The sequence below is a fragment of the Rhodococcus sp. 2G genome (assembly GCF_001886355.1).
Lineage (GTDB): Bacteria > Actinomycetota > Actinomycetes > Mycobacteriales > Mycobacteriaceae > Rhodococcus > Rhodococcus pyridinivorans.
This window is the reverse complement of record NZ_CP018063.1, coordinates 186892-202083: the sequence shown is the minus strand read 5'-3', so window position 1 is coordinate 202083 and position 15192 is coordinate 186892. Positions and strand designations below refer to the sequence as shown.

Annotated in this window: 13 protein-coding genes; 2 read left to right on the top strand and 11 right to left on the bottom strand. The window is 68.6% G+C overall.

Translation table 11 applies throughout. From position 1 onward, the window contains the following. Positions 1–38: 38 nt before the first annotated feature. The 6 genes from BO226_RS00995 to BO226_RS00970 form a co-directional block, all read right to left on the bottom strand. A complete protein-coding gene (locus BO226_RS00995) occupies positions 39–1835 on the bottom strand; it encodes a sodium/solute symporter (protein WP_071934435.1) in 1797 nt (598 codons plus the stop codon). A gap of 7 nt (positions 1836–1842) precedes the next feature. After that, positions 1843–2217 (bottom strand): hypothetical protein, encoded by a 375-nt coding sequence (locus BO226_RS00990; RefSeq protein WP_071936314.1) that lies wholly within the window; start codon positions 2215–2217, stop codon positions 1843–1845. Beyond that, positions 2214–2996: a LytR/AlgR family response regulator transcription factor gene (locus tag BO226_RS00985; protein WP_071934434.1), complete on the bottom strand. Its 783-nt coding sequence runs from the start codon at positions 2994–2996 to the stop codon at positions 2214–2216. The genes BO226_RS00990 and BO226_RS00985 overlap by 4 nt, the downstream gene beginning before the upstream one ends. Positions 2997–3027: 31 nt before the next feature. Further along, positions 3028–4242 carry a sensor histidine kinase gene (locus BO226_RS00980; protein ID WP_071934433.1) on the bottom strand — a complete coding sequence of 405 codons (1215 nt, stop codon included), beginning with the start codon at positions 4240–4242 and terminating at the stop codon, positions 3028–3030. Between the two features lie 75 nt (positions 4243–4317). Further along, complete coding sequence (locus tag BO226_RS00975) at positions 4318–5832, bottom strand: SulP family inorganic anion transporter (RefSeq protein WP_071934432.1); 1515 nt, start codon at positions 5830–5832, stop codon at positions 4318–4320. 74 nt (positions 5833–5906) lie between these two features. Next, on the bottom strand, positions 5907–7553 hold the full coding sequence (locus BO226_RS00970) for a Na+/H+ antiporter (protein WP_071936313.1): 1647 nt from the start codon (positions 7551–7553) through the stop codon (positions 5907–5909). 150 nt (positions 7554–7703) lie between these two features. Between BO226_RS00970 and BO226_RS28615 the strand changes: the two genes are divergently transcribed. Together BO226_RS28615 and BO226_RS00960 are read left to right on the top strand one after the other, a co-directional pair. Continuing rightward, entirely contained in the window at positions 7704–8360 is a 657-nt protein-coding gene (locus BO226_RS28615; protein WP_442977168.1) for a trehalase-like domain-containing protein, read from the top strand. A gap of 29 nt (positions 8361–8389) precedes the next feature. Beyond that, the gene (locus BO226_RS00960; protein WP_071934430.1) at positions 8390–9346 is read left to right on the top strand and encodes a TIGR03885 family FMN-dependent LLM class oxidoreductase; all 957 of its coding nucleotides are present in this window, start codon (positions 8390–8392) and stop codon (positions 9344–9346) included. A gap of 24 nt (positions 9347–9370) precedes the next feature. Here the strand turns inward: BO226_RS00960 and BO226_RS00955 are convergent, their stop codons facing one another. From BO226_RS00955 to BO226_RS00935, 5 genes are all read right to left on the bottom strand, one after another. After that, positions 9371–9655 carry an antitoxin gene (locus BO226_RS00955; RefSeq protein ID WP_006551618.1) on the bottom strand — a complete coding sequence of 95 codons (285 nt, stop codon included), beginning with the start codon at positions 9653–9655 and terminating at the stop codon, positions 9371–9373. Positions 9656–9718: 63 nt separating this feature from the next. Then, on the bottom strand, positions 9719–12196 hold the full coding sequence (locus BO226_RS00950) for an HAD-IC family P-type ATPase (protein ID WP_071934429.1): 2478 nt from the start codon (positions 12194–12196) through the stop codon (positions 9719–9721). Between the two features lie 52 nt (positions 12197–12248). After that, the gene (locus BO226_RS00945) at positions 12249–13382 is read right to left on the bottom strand and encodes an MBL fold metallo-hydrolase (protein WP_024103115.1); all 1134 of its coding nucleotides are present in this window, start codon (positions 13380–13382) and stop codon (positions 12249–12251) included. Further along, positions 13379–14110, bottom strand: coding sequence for an enoyl-CoA hydratase (locus BO226_RS00940; RefSeq protein ID WP_064852131.1), 732 nt, complete (start codon positions 14108–14110; stop codon positions 13379–13381). The genes BO226_RS00945 and BO226_RS00940 overlap by 4 nt, the downstream gene beginning before the upstream one ends. Positions 14111–14217: 107 nt before the next feature. Continuing rightward, on the bottom strand, positions 14218–15018 hold the full coding sequence (locus BO226_RS00935) for an AfsR/SARP family transcriptional regulator (protein ID WP_197483223.1): 801 nt from the start codon (positions 15016–15018) through the stop codon (positions 14218–14220). Between the last annotated feature and the right edge of the window lie 174 nt (positions 15019–15192).

Here is a 15192-nt window from a genome sequence, read left to right as displayed (position 1 = left end):
GAACGACGAGGGGTGTCCTCGTGCGACGAACGGTCGCGTCACCGCGACGAACGGCGACTCTTCCCAGGGACACGGCCCCGTTCACCGAACGCGCCGAGTTCGCGGTCGCGGCCCATGCCGAGCCGCTCGGGCACGTGCATGCGAGAGAACGTCCGGCCCACGTCGCGAGGGATCTGCCGACGCGTCAGCACGCTCACCGCGATCATCGTGACGAACGCCAGCGGCACGCTCAACGCCGCAGGATAGGCAGAGAGCACCGTCGGCCACCCTGCGGCCACCGACGGATCGATCGGCAGCAGCACGGTGGCCAGGGCGGCGCCCCCCGCAACGAGACCACCGACGACCATCCCCGCCGCGGCGCCGATCGCGGTGAGGCCGCGCCACCAGATCCCCAGGACCAGCAGCGGACACAGCGTCGACGCGGCGATCGCGAAGACCTGTCCCACCGAACGCGACAGGTCGAGCGAGGTCACCGACAGCGCCAGCACGAGCGGCACCACGCCCGCGAGCACCGCGGCGATCCGGAAGTCGCGCACCCGTCCGCGCAGCACGTCCGTGGACAGCACGCCCGCGACACTGACCAGCAATCCGGAGGACGTCGACAGGAAGGCCGCGATCGCGCCCGAGGCTACGAGGGCCGCGAGCAACTGCCCTCCCCAGCCGGACAGCACCGATCCCGGCAGCAAGAGCACCGCGGCGTCCGACCGTCCCGTGATGAGCAACTGTGGGACGTACAGGCGCGCGAACACTCCGAGCAGCGTCGGGAACAGATAGAACAGCCCGAGCAGCCCGATCACGGCAAAGGACGTCATGCGCGCCGCGCGACCGTCCGGGTTCGTGTAGAAGCGCACCAGCACGTGCGGCAGACCCATGGTTCCGAGGAAGGTCGCAAGCATCAGCGAGTAGACCTGGAACAACGGATGTTCGCTGCTCGCCCCCAATCCGGCCCCCGGCGACGCCCAGCTGTCGTTGTCGGTCGGCGCACCGGCCACCACCGGCACCGGAGAACCGGCATCGAGGACGAGTTCGGTGCCTGCCCCGAGGACGTGCTCTCCCGGCTCGAGTTCGAAGTCACCTGCGACCGATCGGCCGTCGATCTCCCCGGTCACCACGACCGGCAACGGCTCGGCGACCTGCACGACCACGTCGATCGTCACGTCGACGGTCGTGATCTCCGCGACGGTGGGCGGCACGGGTTCGTCGACGGCCCGGTGGTCGCCGACGAAGTGCAACGTGAGGACCAGTGCGGGCAGGGCGACCGCGGTGAGCTTGAGCCAGTACTGGAAGGCCTGCACGAACGTGATCGAGCGCATCCCACCACCGACCACGTTGGCCACGACGATCACCCCGACCACGGCGACGCCCACCCAGTCGGGCACTCCTAGAAGGATGTTGAGCGTGAGTCCCGCGCCCTGGAACTGCGGCACCAGATACAGGATGCAGATGATCGCCACGACCATCATCGACAGCGTGCGCAGCCACTTCTCCCCCAGCCGGAACTCCGCGAAGTCCGGGACGGTGTAGGCACCCGAACGTCGCAGCGGCGCAGCGACGAACAGCAGCAGACCCAGATAGCCGGCCGTGAAACCGACGGGATACCACAGGGCATCGGCACCGAACTTCGCGACGAGCCCGGCCACCCCGAGAAAGGATGCCGCCGAGAGGTATTCACCGGAGATGGCTGCGGCGTTCCAGCGTGGCCCGACGCTGCGGGAGGCGACGAGGAAGTCCGAGGTGGTGCGCGCCATCCGCACGCCGTACACACCGATCGCGACGGTGGCGATCGCCGCGGCGACGAGACCGACGACGGTGACGACGGGAATCGATCCGCTCACGGGGTCGTCAATCGTCGGTGAGGTCGGTGAAATCCTGCTCGTTGCGTTCGGCGAGGCGCAGATACACCCACGCGATACCGAGCAGGATCGGATAACCGACCACACCGAGCAACACCCACGGCAGGCGGATCCCGAGGACCGTCACCACGGCGAGACCGGGAGCGACATGGAACAGCACCGGAATGGCGCCCAGCAGGCACGCGGTGAACAGCGCGACCCGCAGGGCGAGCCCGAGCTGTGCCCGGACCAGCCCGCGGACCATCGCGTCGCCCACCTCGGTCTGTTGCTGCACCTCGACCCGGGTGCGGACCATGCGCGCCCCGCGCCGTTCGGCGAGGACAACACGCTGCCGCTGCGGGGGCGATCCGCCGGTGGTGCTCATCGCGACGTCCACGACTGCATCGGACCGCGGATGAGCCGGTCCTTGAGTTCCCGCGTGTGCCGGCGGCTGACCGGCAGTTCGACGGGCGGGGAGTTGCTGTCGCTGCGCAGGCACACGACGAGACCCGAACCCACACTGCGGATACCGGTGACGAGCGGCAGCGCCACGAGAAAGGAGCGGTGCACGCGCAGGAAGCCGGCATCGGCCCAGCGGCTCTCGAGCGTCGATATCGGGATCCGCACCAGGTGCGAACCGGTCGCGGTGTGCAGTCGCGCATAGTCGCCCTCGGCTTCGACCCAGTGGACCGACGAGCGCGGCACGAGCGTGGTCACGCCGCCGAGCTCGACGGGAATCACATCGTCGCCCGGACCGGTATCGGATGTCGCCTGCGCGGTGGGTCGGCTGCGCTCGGCGATCCGCCGGACCGCTTCGGCGAGCCGTTCCTCACGGAGCGGTTTGAGGACGTAGTCGACGGCACCGAGATCGAATGCCGAGACCGCACGGTCGTCGTGCGCGGTCACGAACACCACGGCCGGGGACACCGCGAAATTGCGCAGGATGCCTGCGAGTTCCAGCCCGTCGAGTCCGGGCATGTTGATGTCGAGGAAGACCGCGTCGATGCCTCCGTCGCGCAGCACGCGCAGAGCGGTCGTCGCGTCTCCCGCGGTGTGGACGACGCCGATCTCCTCCTGCGCGCGCAGTAGGTAGGCCAGCTCGTCGAGGGCGGGCGGTTCGTCGTCGACCGCCAGCACGGTCAGGTTGTCTGTGATCTCGTTCACGGCGAATCCATCGTGCCATGCCCGGTGTTCCTCACGGCCGGATACCCGCCCTGAACTTCGGCACGCGCATGCTCACCCGGGTGCCGGCACCGGGCGCGGTCTCGACGACGAGGCCGTAGTCGTTACCGAAGGCCGCACGCAGCCGGTCGTCGACGTTGGCGAGACCCACGTGCGCGGACTCGCGGACACCGCTGCCGTGCTCGCTCTCGGCGATCGCGTCGAGCGTGCCCGATCGCAGCAGGTCCGGGTCCATGCCGATCCCGTCGTCCTCGACGCTGATGACGCAGTCGGTGCCTTCGTCCGCCGCGGTGATGGTGATCGTGCCCGTGCGGGTTTCCTTGCCCGCGATCCCGTGCCGCACGGCGTTCTCGACGAGCGGCTGCAGAGCGAGGAAGGGCAGCGTCACGTTGAGCACCTCGGGCGCGATCTGCAGGCGCACCTCGAGGGCGTTGCCGAAGCGGGCACGTTCGAGCGTCAGGTACCGGTCGATGTTGCGCAGTTCGTCGGCGAGCAGGGTGTACTCACCGGCCGCGCGGAACGAGTAGCGGGTGAAGTCGGCGAAATCCAGCAGCAGTTCGCGGGCCCGGTCGGGGTCGGTCCGGACGAACGACGCCACCGTGTTGAGCGCGTTGTAGATGAAGTGCGGACTGATCTGGGCGCGCAGCGCGCGGACCTCCGCGCGGTCGAGCCGGGCGCGGGAGGCATCGAGTTCGGCCAGCTCGATCTGACTGCACGCGTACCGCGCCACCTCGGTGATCGCGCCGAGCAGCGCCGGGCCGGGTTCGACGGTCGTCACGACGCCGAGCACCCCCGCGACACCCATGTCCTCCACGACGAGCGGCTGGGCGATCAGTGCGCGGGCCGCGAGGTCGCCGTGGTCTCGTCGCAGGTCGTGGTGCCCGACGAGCACGCGACGCTTGTCGGCGACGGCACGGCCCGCGGCGGTGATCATCGCGTCCGTCAGTTCCTCGAACGGGCCGTCCCAGGCGAGCAGGGCGCCGTTCTCGTCCAGCAGCGCCACTGCGCGCGCTTCGGCCAGCAGCATCCGCAGGTGCGGAGCGGCCTCCTTCGCGGACGACGCGTCGAGCCCGGCGCGCAGGGGGCGCGCCGCGAGGGACGCTGTGTGCAGGGTCGCGTGGACCGCGCGTTCGGCGGGTGTGGTGACCACCCGCCGGGTCCACAGCACCACCGAGACCACGACCAGCAGCAGGAGCAGTACCACCGCGGCGAGCTCGATCGCGATCATGCGCTCACGTTACGTCGAATCGACCTGACGTCGAGTTGCGCCTCGACAACGGCGGCCTGCTCCCGGGATGCGCAGTCAGTTCTCCCCACCGAGTCGGCCGGACAACCGGCGGAGGCGTTCTAGGCTCGCGCCGTCCAGTCCGACGATGGTGACCGTCTTGCCCTTGGCCGCGTACTTCTGCTGGATCGCATCGAAGGTGGCAACGGTGGACGCGTCCCAGATGTCGGCGGCGGTGAGGTCGACGACGACGTTCTCCGGGTCGCCGATGTAGTCGAACTGGAAGACGAGATCGTTGCTCGACGCCCAGAACAGTTCCCCCGTGACCCGGTAGGTGCACGTGTCGTCGCTCGTGAGGGTCCTCTCGACCGTGGTCATGTGCGCGACCCGGCGGGCGAACAGCACCATCGCGGTGAGCACTCCGAGCGACACCCCGATCGCGAGGTTGTCGGTGCTCACCGTGGCCACGACGGTGACGACCATGACGACGGTCTCGCTGAGCGGCATCAACCGCAGCGTCCGCGGGTGGACGCTGTGCCAGTCGACCGTCGCGATCGACACCATGATCATCACGGCGACGAGGGCGGCCATCGGAACCAGACCGACGATGTCGCCGAGCGCGACCACGAGGATCAGCAGGAACACGCCGGCCGCCAGGGTGGACAGACGGGTCCGTGCCCCGGAGACCTTGACGTTCATCATGGTTTGGCCGACGACGGCGCAGCCGCCCATGCCACCGAAGAATCCGGTCACGATGTTGGCGACGCCCTGGCCCCAGCCCTCGCGGGTCTTGTCCGACCGGGTGTCGGTGATGTCGTCGACGAGCTTGGCCGTCATCAGCGATTCCATGAGGCCGACGAGGGCCATCGCGAGCGCATACGGCGCGAGGATCCGGAGGGTCTCGAAGGTCAGCGGCACGTCCGGGAAGAAGAGGGTGGGCAGGCTCTCGGGAAGTTCACCCTGGTCCGCGACGTCCGGCACGTTCAGCGAGAAGGTCACGGTCACGACGGTGAGGAGCACGATCGTGACGAGCGGAGCCGGCACGGCCTCGGTGATCTTCGGGAGGAACACCAGCACCAGCAGGCCTGCCGCCACCAGCGGGTAGACCATCCACGGCACGTCCACGAGGTGCGGGATCTGGGCGACGAAGACGAGGATCGCGAGCGAGTTGACGAAGCCGACCATGACGCTGCGCGGCACGAAACGCATGAGCTTGGCGACGCCGAGGAAGCTGAGCAGCACCTGGAAGATGCCGCCGAGGATCACGGTCGCGATGAGATGGTCCACACCGTACTGCTCGGACACCGGAGCGATCACGAGTGCCACCGCCGCCGTCGCTGCCGAGATCATCGCAGGCCGTCCCCCGACGATCGCGATGGTGATCGCCATGGTCACCGAGGCGAACAGGCCCACCCGGGGATCGACACCCGCGATCACGGAGAACGCGATCGCCTCCGGAATCAGGGCGAGCGCCACGACCAGACCGGCCAGGAGTTCGGTCTTCAGCCGAGCAGGCGACCGGAGAGCGAAGCGGACGGAGACGTCGGCGCGGGGATCGTGCGGCACCTGTTCCGGGCCGTGCGGGGTGTTCACTTGCGGAAAGTCTACCGTTGCGCCCGGTTGTCCCACCGTTGCGCACTGTCGTCCTACCGTTGTGCACCGTCGTCCTACCGTTGTGCACCGTCGTCCCAACGACGGCGGCGGATGCGCTCCTCCACCGCCGCTTCGTCGATGTCCAGGCTCTCGAGCACGTCGCGGAGGATCTCGTCGTCGAGTTCACCCCGATCGCGAGCGTCGATGAGGGCCTGGCGTCGCGCCTGCAGGGATGCCCGCCGGATGTCGTCGAACAACGCGGCCAGTCGTGTTCCGGCGTCCTCCGCGGTGTCCTCGACGGTCTCCGCCTCCTGCCGGGATCGGAGTGACTTGCGTGCCTTGGCCAGAAGTCTGTCGTAGATCTCCGGGTCCACGCCGTCAGGTGGATGCGCGGCGAGTTCGGTGAGAACCCGGTCGCTCGACTCGGCCGAGATCCTGCGGGCCACGGTCATCTGTTCCTCGGTCCGCAGCCGCTCGTAGGGGTCGGTGACGTCGAGTCTGCGGATGAGCCACGGCATCGTCGCGCCCTGGATGAGGAGTGTGCCGATGGCGACGACCAGCGCGGAGATCTGGATCATCTCGCGGCCGGGGAAGGCAGCACCCGATGCGATCACCACGGGCACCCCACCGGCTGCGGCGAGGGTGACGACCCCGCGCATGCCCGCCCACGACACCACGACATGTTCCCGGAAGTTGAGTTGGTCGCGGCCGAGGCGTTCGGATCCGGCGCGCCGCACGAGCGCGCGTCGCCCCCAGTGCAGCAGACCCCATGCGGGTCGCACGATCATGACGACGAGCAGGATCACCACCGCGCCGAGCAACGCGAGGCGCAGGTCGGCGCCGCTGTCGCGGACCTCGTCGAGGACGAACCGCAGTTGCAGGCCCATGTAGGCGAAGACGAAAGTCTCGAGCACCACGTCGACGCTCTTCCACACCGCGCGTTCCTGCAGTCGCGTGCTCACCGAGACCTCGGTGGCGCGGTGCCCGAGGAACAGTCCGGCGGCGACCACGGCGAGCACTCCCGAGGCGTGGACCTCCTCGGCGGCGAGATAGGCCGCGAACGGCAGGACCAGCCCCAGGACGGTCTCGAGCGGCGAGTCGTACATCCGGGCGCGGATCAGGTGGACGGCGTACGCGAGCGCCAGACCGACAGCGACCCCACCCGCGACCTCGTAGAGGAAGAACAGGACCGGCGAATCAGCGAGGATGTGCGTTCCCGTGACGGCCGAGATCGCAACGGTGAACAGGGTCAGGGCGGTGGCGTCGTTGACCAGACCTTCCCCGGTCAGCACCGCGATGACCCGTTTCGGCAGTCCGAGTCGCTGTCCCACGGCGACGGCACTGACCGCGTCGGTCGGTGCGACGACCGCGCCGAGAGCGAGTGCCGCACCGAAAGACAGCGTCGCCATCATCGCGGACGCCGTCCACGCTACGACGAACGCCGTGACGAGCACCGTGTAGATCCCGAGCCGCAGGATCGACGGCAGATACTGTCGGAAGGTAGGAACCGAGAACCGCAGGGCCGACGAATACAGCAGCGGCGGCAGGACGACCCCGAGGATGACGTCCGGATCCAGTTCGAGCCGCGGCAGACCCGGCGCGAACGACACCAGTGCTCCGACGGTGACGAGCACGAGCGGGGCCTGCAGGTCGCGTCGCGACGCGACGGCCGTCACCGCGATCCCGGCGATGACGACCAGCAGGATCCACGCGCCGTTCATCGCGACGGCACCGTGCCAGGTGTCCGGTTCACGGTGTGATGGTGACACAGCCGGCGGCCGGCCGTCGCGAACCTGCAGGTCGTTTGCACCGATCCGGCCGGGGTATGCAACCGATCGACCGCCGTGTACCCGGCCCAGCGAGGAGTGCGTGTGATCCCAGCCCGCGACGACGACGGCTATGCGGACCTGCGCACCTATGCCGCGCTGGGTGACGGTGACACCGTCGCCCTCGTCGCCGAGGACGGGTCGGTGGACTGGTATCCGGTACCGCTCCTCGATTCGCACCCGGTCTTCGCACGACTGCTCGACGCACCGGCGGGCGGTTCCATCGAGTTGCAGCCGGTCGACGAGTTCACCGTCGAACGCGCATACGTGCCGGGTACGAACGTGCTGAGCACCGTCTTCACCACCGCACAGGGCGGGGTCCGGGTGACCGCTTCGATCGATACGGGTGTCGCCGGGCGGTTGCCGTGGGGTGAGCTCGCCCGCCGCTCGATCGGCGGCGGCTTCGTCCGTTCCGGAAAGCCCGGACGGCGAGAAGAACTGGGACTACCGTTTCGCCTGGGTGCGCGACGCCGCCTACACCCTGCACGCGCTGATCCGTCTCGGCGATCGCGAGGAGGTGCACACCGTGATGAGCTGGTTGCTCCGCGTGGTGCGCGATCAGGGCGCCGACGCGAAGGTGTTCACCCGGGCCTGTACTCGGAGATGATTGCCGAGGACGGCACCTTCCTCGGCAATGTCCCCCAGGGACTGAGCCATCTCGCGCTCATGACGGCTGCACCGACTCTCATCGAGAAGTATTGATCGCCGATCGACCGGAGGAGCGGACAGGTATGACGCTGATAGGTTTTCACGCCTCACACGAACAGGCGTCCCCATCCCGCCTGCTCGAGGACGTCCGGCTCGCGGAAGCGGCCGGTTTCGGGGCGGCCATGTGCTCGGACCACATCGAACCGTGGTCGCGTCGCCAGGGGCACTCGGGGTTCGCGTGGTCGTGGCTCGGAGCGGCCCTGGCCACCACAGACCTACGTTTCGGCGTCGTCACCGCGACCGGCTTCCGCTACCACCCGGTCGTCACCGCCCAGGCCACCGCCACTCTGGCATCGATGTTCCCGCAGCGCTTCTGGTTCGCCCTCGGCAGCGGTGAGCACTGCAACGAACGCATGTCCGGAGTTGCCTGGCCGCCCAAGGAGGAACGGCAGCAACTCCTCGGCGAGAACCTCGACATCGTGCGACGCCTGCACGCGGGCGAAGTCGTCGACCACGACGGCGCCGTGAAGGTCGACCGCGGACGGGTCTGGGACCGGCCGGAGACTCCTCCCGACATTCTGCTGCCCGCACTGACTCCCGAGACGGCCGGTCGTTTCGCCGACCGGGTCGACGGTCTCGTCACCGTGAACGCCCCGCTCGAGGACCTGCGGCGGATCCTCGGCGCCTACCGCGACGGAGGCGGACACGGACGGACCGTGCTGCAGGTCCATCTGAGTTGGGCGCCCACGCGGGAGCGCGCTCGGGAGATCGCGCGGGAACAGTGGGCGACGAACGCCCTACCGCCGGAACTCATGGCAGAACTCGCCACGCCCGAGGAATTCGAGTCCCACGCCGCCGAACTCGACGACGGCGCCCTCGAGGGCGCGGTGATCGTGTCCGACGATCCCGCCGAACACGTCGACCGCTTGTGCGAATTCGCCGAACTCGGTTTCGACGAGATCTATCTGCACCATGTGGGGCCGGATCAGCGCCCGTTCATCGACACCTTCGGCGACGCCGTACTGCCATACCTGCCGTGAACGGGGCTGCCGCCCCTGCCTCGATCAGGGCTGACGCGGACCCGGTTGCGCTTCGGGTCCGGGACCACCCTCCGGACCGGGCTCCCCGCCGGGTCCGGGCTGCGCGCCCGGTGCGGGATTGTCGGTGGTACCCAGATGCTGACGGGCGGCGTCCTGCGCCTTGTCGACGTGCTGGGTGTACTTCCCGCCGGTACGTCCGTCCACCTGGTCTCCGACCTTCTCGATGAACTGATCGGCCTTGTCGGGGTTCTTCGAGGCGTAGTCCTTGCCCTTGTTCACAAGGCCCTTCACCGAATCCATGAAACCCATCGTTCGGTCCTTCCCTCGTCGGATCGCTGTGAGGTTCGGGCGCACCGATCCGTGCGCTGCGGGTCAGTGTACGCCCGGGAGCAGATCGCCGGAGGCGGCGAACAGGCGGCGATGCTCCCCGTGGAGACGCCCCGACACCCACCACAGGGCCTCGACGAGGACGACTCCGATCAGCCCACACGTCACCGCGATCGTCGAGTACGCGACGTTCGACGGATCGAGCGCGAAGAACTCCCGGGTGAACGGCACGGAGAACAGGATCACGTAGCCGAGCACCGAACCGGCGAGCAGCACGATCTTCCACCACTGGTACGGGCGGGCGACCACGGCGAGCACCCACAGCGCGATGATCAGCAGGGTGATCAGGGCCGAGGTGCCGGCCTGGATCTTCTGCTGCTCGGTCTGCTCCGGGCCGCCGTAGACGAGCACGTAACAGACGAAGGTCGCCACACCGACGACCACGCCCGAGGGGATCGCCAGTCGCATCACGCGGGAGACGAAGCCCGAGCGTGCCCGCTCGTTGTTCGGTGCCAGCGACAGCAGGAAGGCGGGGATGCCGATGGTGAACCACGCCGCGATCGTCACGTGCCGGGGCAGGAACGGATAGGGCAACGGCTCGAAGTCGAACACCTGCGACAGCACACCCGACACGCCCACCAGGAAGGCGAGCAGCACCGAGTACACCGTCTTGGTGAGGAACAGGTTGGAGACGCGTTCGATGTTGCCGATGACCCGGCGACCCTCGGCCACCACGTAGGGCAGCGTCGCGAACTTGTTGTCGAGAAGGACGATCTGTGCGACCGCGCGGGTCGCGGGACTGCCCGACCCCATCGCGACTCCGATGTCGGCGTCCTTGAGGGCGAGCACGTCGTTGACGCCGTCGCCGGTCATCGCGACGGTGTGACCGCGCGACTGCAGCGCGCCGACCATCGAGCGCTTCTGATCGGGACGGACCCGGCCGAAGGTCGTCGAGCCTTCGACGACGTCGGCGAGTTCGTTCTCACCCTCCGGCAGGGAACGCGCGTCGATGGGAGACGCGCTGCCCGGCAGGCCGAGCGACGAGGCGACCGCACCGACGGCGATCGCGTTGTCGCCGGAGATGACCTTGACGTCGACCTGCTGGCCGGCGAAGTACTCGAGGGTCGGCTTCGCGTCCGGGCGCACCCGCTGTTCGAGGACGACGAGCGCGACGGGCGTGACCGTGCCGGGGGCGAGTTCGTCGTCGACCGGGCGGTCGCTGCATGCGAGGAGCAGCACCCGCAGCCCGCTCGAGCCGAGTTCCTCGGCGCGTCGCGCCGCCTCGGTGCCGGGGTCGAGCAGCACGTCGGGTGCGCCGAGCAGCCAGTTGCCGTGGGGGCCGTACGACTGGCCGCTCCACTTCTTCGCCGACGAGAACGGCGCGACCGCCGTCGGCTCGCCCCAGCCGGGGGCGGTGGGGAACGCCTCGGCGATCGCGAGGACGCTGGCGTTCGGACGCGGGTCGTCGGCCGCGAGCGCGGCCAGGGCGGCGCGGGCCTCGTCGAGGCCGCTGCCGTCGAGGGACTCGAGATCGGACAGGCGCATGCCGTTCTCGGTGAGCGTGCCGGTCTTGTCGGCACACACCACGTCGACGCGCGCGAGGCCTTCGATCGCCGGCAGCTCCTGCACGAGGCACTGACGACGTCCGAGGCGGACGACTCCGACCGCGAACGCGATGGACGTCATGAGCACGAGCCCCTCGGGCACCATCGGCACGAGGGCGGCGACCATGCCGCTCAGCGCGGGGCCGAGCGACTCGCCGCTGGAGAAGAGCTGGTTGTAGATGATGAGCAGACCTGCGGGGATCATCAGGTAGGTGATGAAACGCAGGATCTTGTTGATGCCCGCGTTCAGCTCCGACTTCACGAGCGTGAACTTGCTCGCCTCTTCCGCGAGTCGCGCCGCGTAGGCGTCGCGGCCGACCTTCGTCGCACGGTAGGAGCCGGAGCCGGAGGCGACGAAGCTGCCCGACATCACCGTCGAGCCGGGCACCTTGTGCACGGCATCCGACTCACCCGTCAGCAGCGACTCGTCGAGTTCGAGACCCTGGGCCTCGACCACCTCGCCGTCGACGACCAGCTGGTCGCCGGGGCCGAGCTCGATGATGTCGTCGAGCACCACCTCGCGCGGAGCGATCGGTGCGGCGATGCCGTCCCGGCGCACGACGGGTTTCGTCTGGCTGACGATGGCCAGCTTGTCGAGGGTGCGCTTGGCACGCACCTCCTGGATGATGCCGATGCCGCTGTTCGCGATGATCAGCAGACCGAACATGCCGTCGATGATCGAGCCGGTGGCCAGCACGATCAGCAGCAGCACCACGAGGATCGCGTTGATCCGGGTGAACACGTTGGCCCGGACGATGTCCTTGACCGATCGGGACGCGCGGTCGGGGACATCGTTGGTGAGGCCACGTGCCACACGCTCGGCGACCTGCTCGGTGGACAGCCCCGTGGCTGCATGGTCGGATGCGAGGACCGGCGCCTCGCCCGTTCCCACCACCGTCGTGGGCTCTTCTACTGCCATGACGAACCAGATTAGGGCACGAAAGCGAACAACCGGTGCCGTGGCAGGGGGATCAGCTCGACGTGAGCCACCACGGATCGACCGCGACGGACTTCGACGCATCGGACTTCGACACGTCGATCCGCTGACCCGGCATCGGCACCGCGGTGGTCACCTCCGACTCCCGCGCGGCGGGCAGCAGCCGGGTGATGGGCTCCGACCAGGCGTGGAAGGCGAGGTCGAAGGTTCCCCAGTGCACGGGGACCAACAGACTGTCGTGACGGTCGACGCCACCGAGGTCGAGATGCGTGCGCACCGCCTCCTCGGGGTTCATGTGCACGTCGGGCCATCGCTTGTCGTAGGCGCCCACGGGCAGCAATGTCAGGTCGAACGGGCCGTAGGCCTCGCCGACGTCGGCGAACCGCGGGGTGTACCCGCTGTCGCCGCCGAAGAACACCCGGCGCGTCGGCCCGGTGAACACCCACGACGACCACAACGTGATGTTGCGCTGCAGGCCGCGCCCGGAGAAGTGCCGGGCCTCGGTGCACGTGATGCGCAGGCCGTCCACCTCGACGTGTTCGTCCCAGTCGAGTTCGACGATGCGTTCCTCGGCGATCCGCCAGCGGCGCAGGTGCGCGCCCACCCCGAGCGGCACGACGAACCGGACGGTCGGCTGCAGCACGGCGAGGCTCTCGACCGTGAATCGGTCGAGATGGTCGTAGTGGTCGTGCGAGATCACCACCGTGTCGAGGCGCGGCAGGGTCTGCAGTTCGACCGGCGCCGGATGCAGACGTGCCGGGCCGACAGTCGGTGAGGGTGACACGCGCTCGCTCCACACCGGGTCGCACAGCACCCGGTAGCCGTCGACCTCGACGAGGGCGGTCGAGTGCCCGAACCACGTCACGGCGAGTTCCGCCGCGTCGACCGGCGCGAGATAGGTCGACAACGGCACCTCGGTGCGAGGTCTCCCCCGCGACCCGCGGGTGAGCAGGTCTTTCGCGAAACCGCCCGCCGCCTCGGCGCCGAGCACGGACGCAGGGTCGGTGTTGTGGAAACGACCGTCGCGGTAGCGGGGCGACGCGGCGGCGTAGGGACGGATGTCGGAGACCGAGGCGCCGATGGAACCGGGCAGGCCGTTCACGGCGCGCGCGACCCACAGCGTGCCTGCTCCGGCGAGCGCTGCCGAGACGGCGGACCGGATGTTCATCGTCCGCGGAAGGTCGGGTCGCGGCGCTCGGCACGAGCGAGCCTGGCCTCCTGGGCGTCCTCGCTGAGCCACGCCGCGGCGAGTGCGGCGGTCTGCTCGGGTGTGGCCTCGTCGCGGGTGCCGTCGTCGTTGAGGAACAACTTCATCGCGTTCAGCGACAGCGGCGCGAGCTTCGCGATCTCGTGCGCCCAGGCCTGCGCGTCGGCGAGGTCGCCGATGCGATTGGCGAGCCCACGCGCGAGAGCTTCCTCGGCGGGGACGGGTTCGGCGGCGAGGAAGACCGCGCGTGCGGGACCGCCGCCGATGAGTGAGGCGAGTCGCCGGACCGTCCAGCGGTCCACCGAGATGCCCAGGCGCGCAGCAGGAACCGCGAAACGCGCAGTGGGCGCCACGACCCTCAGATCCGCCGCGAGCGTCAGTTGGGTGCCGGCACCGATGGCCGGGCCGTTGACGGCCGCGATCACCGGGATCGGGGCGTCCACGATGGTGCGCAGCATCTCGGCGAGGCTGTCGGTGAATCCTTCGGCGTAGACGTCGCCGGAGAGATCGGCCCCGGCGCAGAAGCTCGTGCCCCGCCCGGTGATCACCACGACACGCGCGTCGTCCGCCACGGCCTTGTCCACCGCTTCGCGGATCTCCACGCACAGCTGCGTGTTGAGCGCGTTACGACGCTCTTCGCGTTGCAGTTCCACGGTCACGACGTCGCCGTCGCGGCTGATCCCGATCATGTGTCGCCCCATCCCTTCGTCACCGAACACCACGCATCATTCCACCAGGGCGGCCGACGTGTTCCGATGGCGACCGGATGCGTGCGGATCCGAAGCGGAACCGGAGGTCAGAGGGCCACCTGAACGCTGGGCCGCCCTGACTGCGACGCCAGGATCGAACGATGGATCGCGCGGATATCCGAGCCCGGTTCGACTCCGAATCCGTCACTCAGGTCTTCGCGCAACTTGCTGTACACCTCGAGAGCCTCGATCTGGCGACCCGACCGGAACAGTGCCCGCATCAACTGCCCGTGGAGAGTCTCGTGCACCGGGTATTCGAATACCAGGGCCTGAAGCTCCGAGACCACCGTGTGCAACTCACCCATATCGAGCATCACTTCGTTCCGCAGTTCGATGAGCGCCAGCTCGACTTCCTCCATCTTCTGCACGAAGGCGCCGAGCTTCGTACCCCCCTGCGCACCGCCGAGGATCGGCTTGTGGAAATCGGCGGCAGCCTTGTCGAGGGCTGCGATCGACTCCGGAAGACTGCTCTTCCGGTGGAGTTCGCGCGCCGTGTCGTATTCCACGAGGACCCGACACCAGTCCACCACGTGACGGTCCACCGCCAACCGGTAACCACGGTTCTTCGTTTCGATCAGACCCGGATCCACTCCGCACCTCTGCGCGAACATACGCAGCTGCGAGATGTACACATGTATCGATTCGCGGGCGCGACGTGGCGGCTCGGATCCCCAGACCGCGTCGATGAGAACATCGACCGGTACGGTCCGTTGCGGTTCCAGCACGAGGCACACCCACAGGGCACGTATCCGGTTCCCCGAGGGCAACTCGTGACGCGCCCCGCCCACGGTGATCTCCAGTTCACCGAGCACGGCCACATCGCTCACCCGATCCGACGCAACAGCCACAACAGTCCCCCCGTCCCGGCACAATGTCATACCACTCGAATGCTTTATGGCCGAATGCAATACGGCACACAGGGGCAGATGCCCACGCGGGAGAACTCTACAGCCGGACATACGGCGGGAAAACCGGCGATCGCGACTGTGAGCGGATTCACAGGCGTAACAGATCCCAGCTTG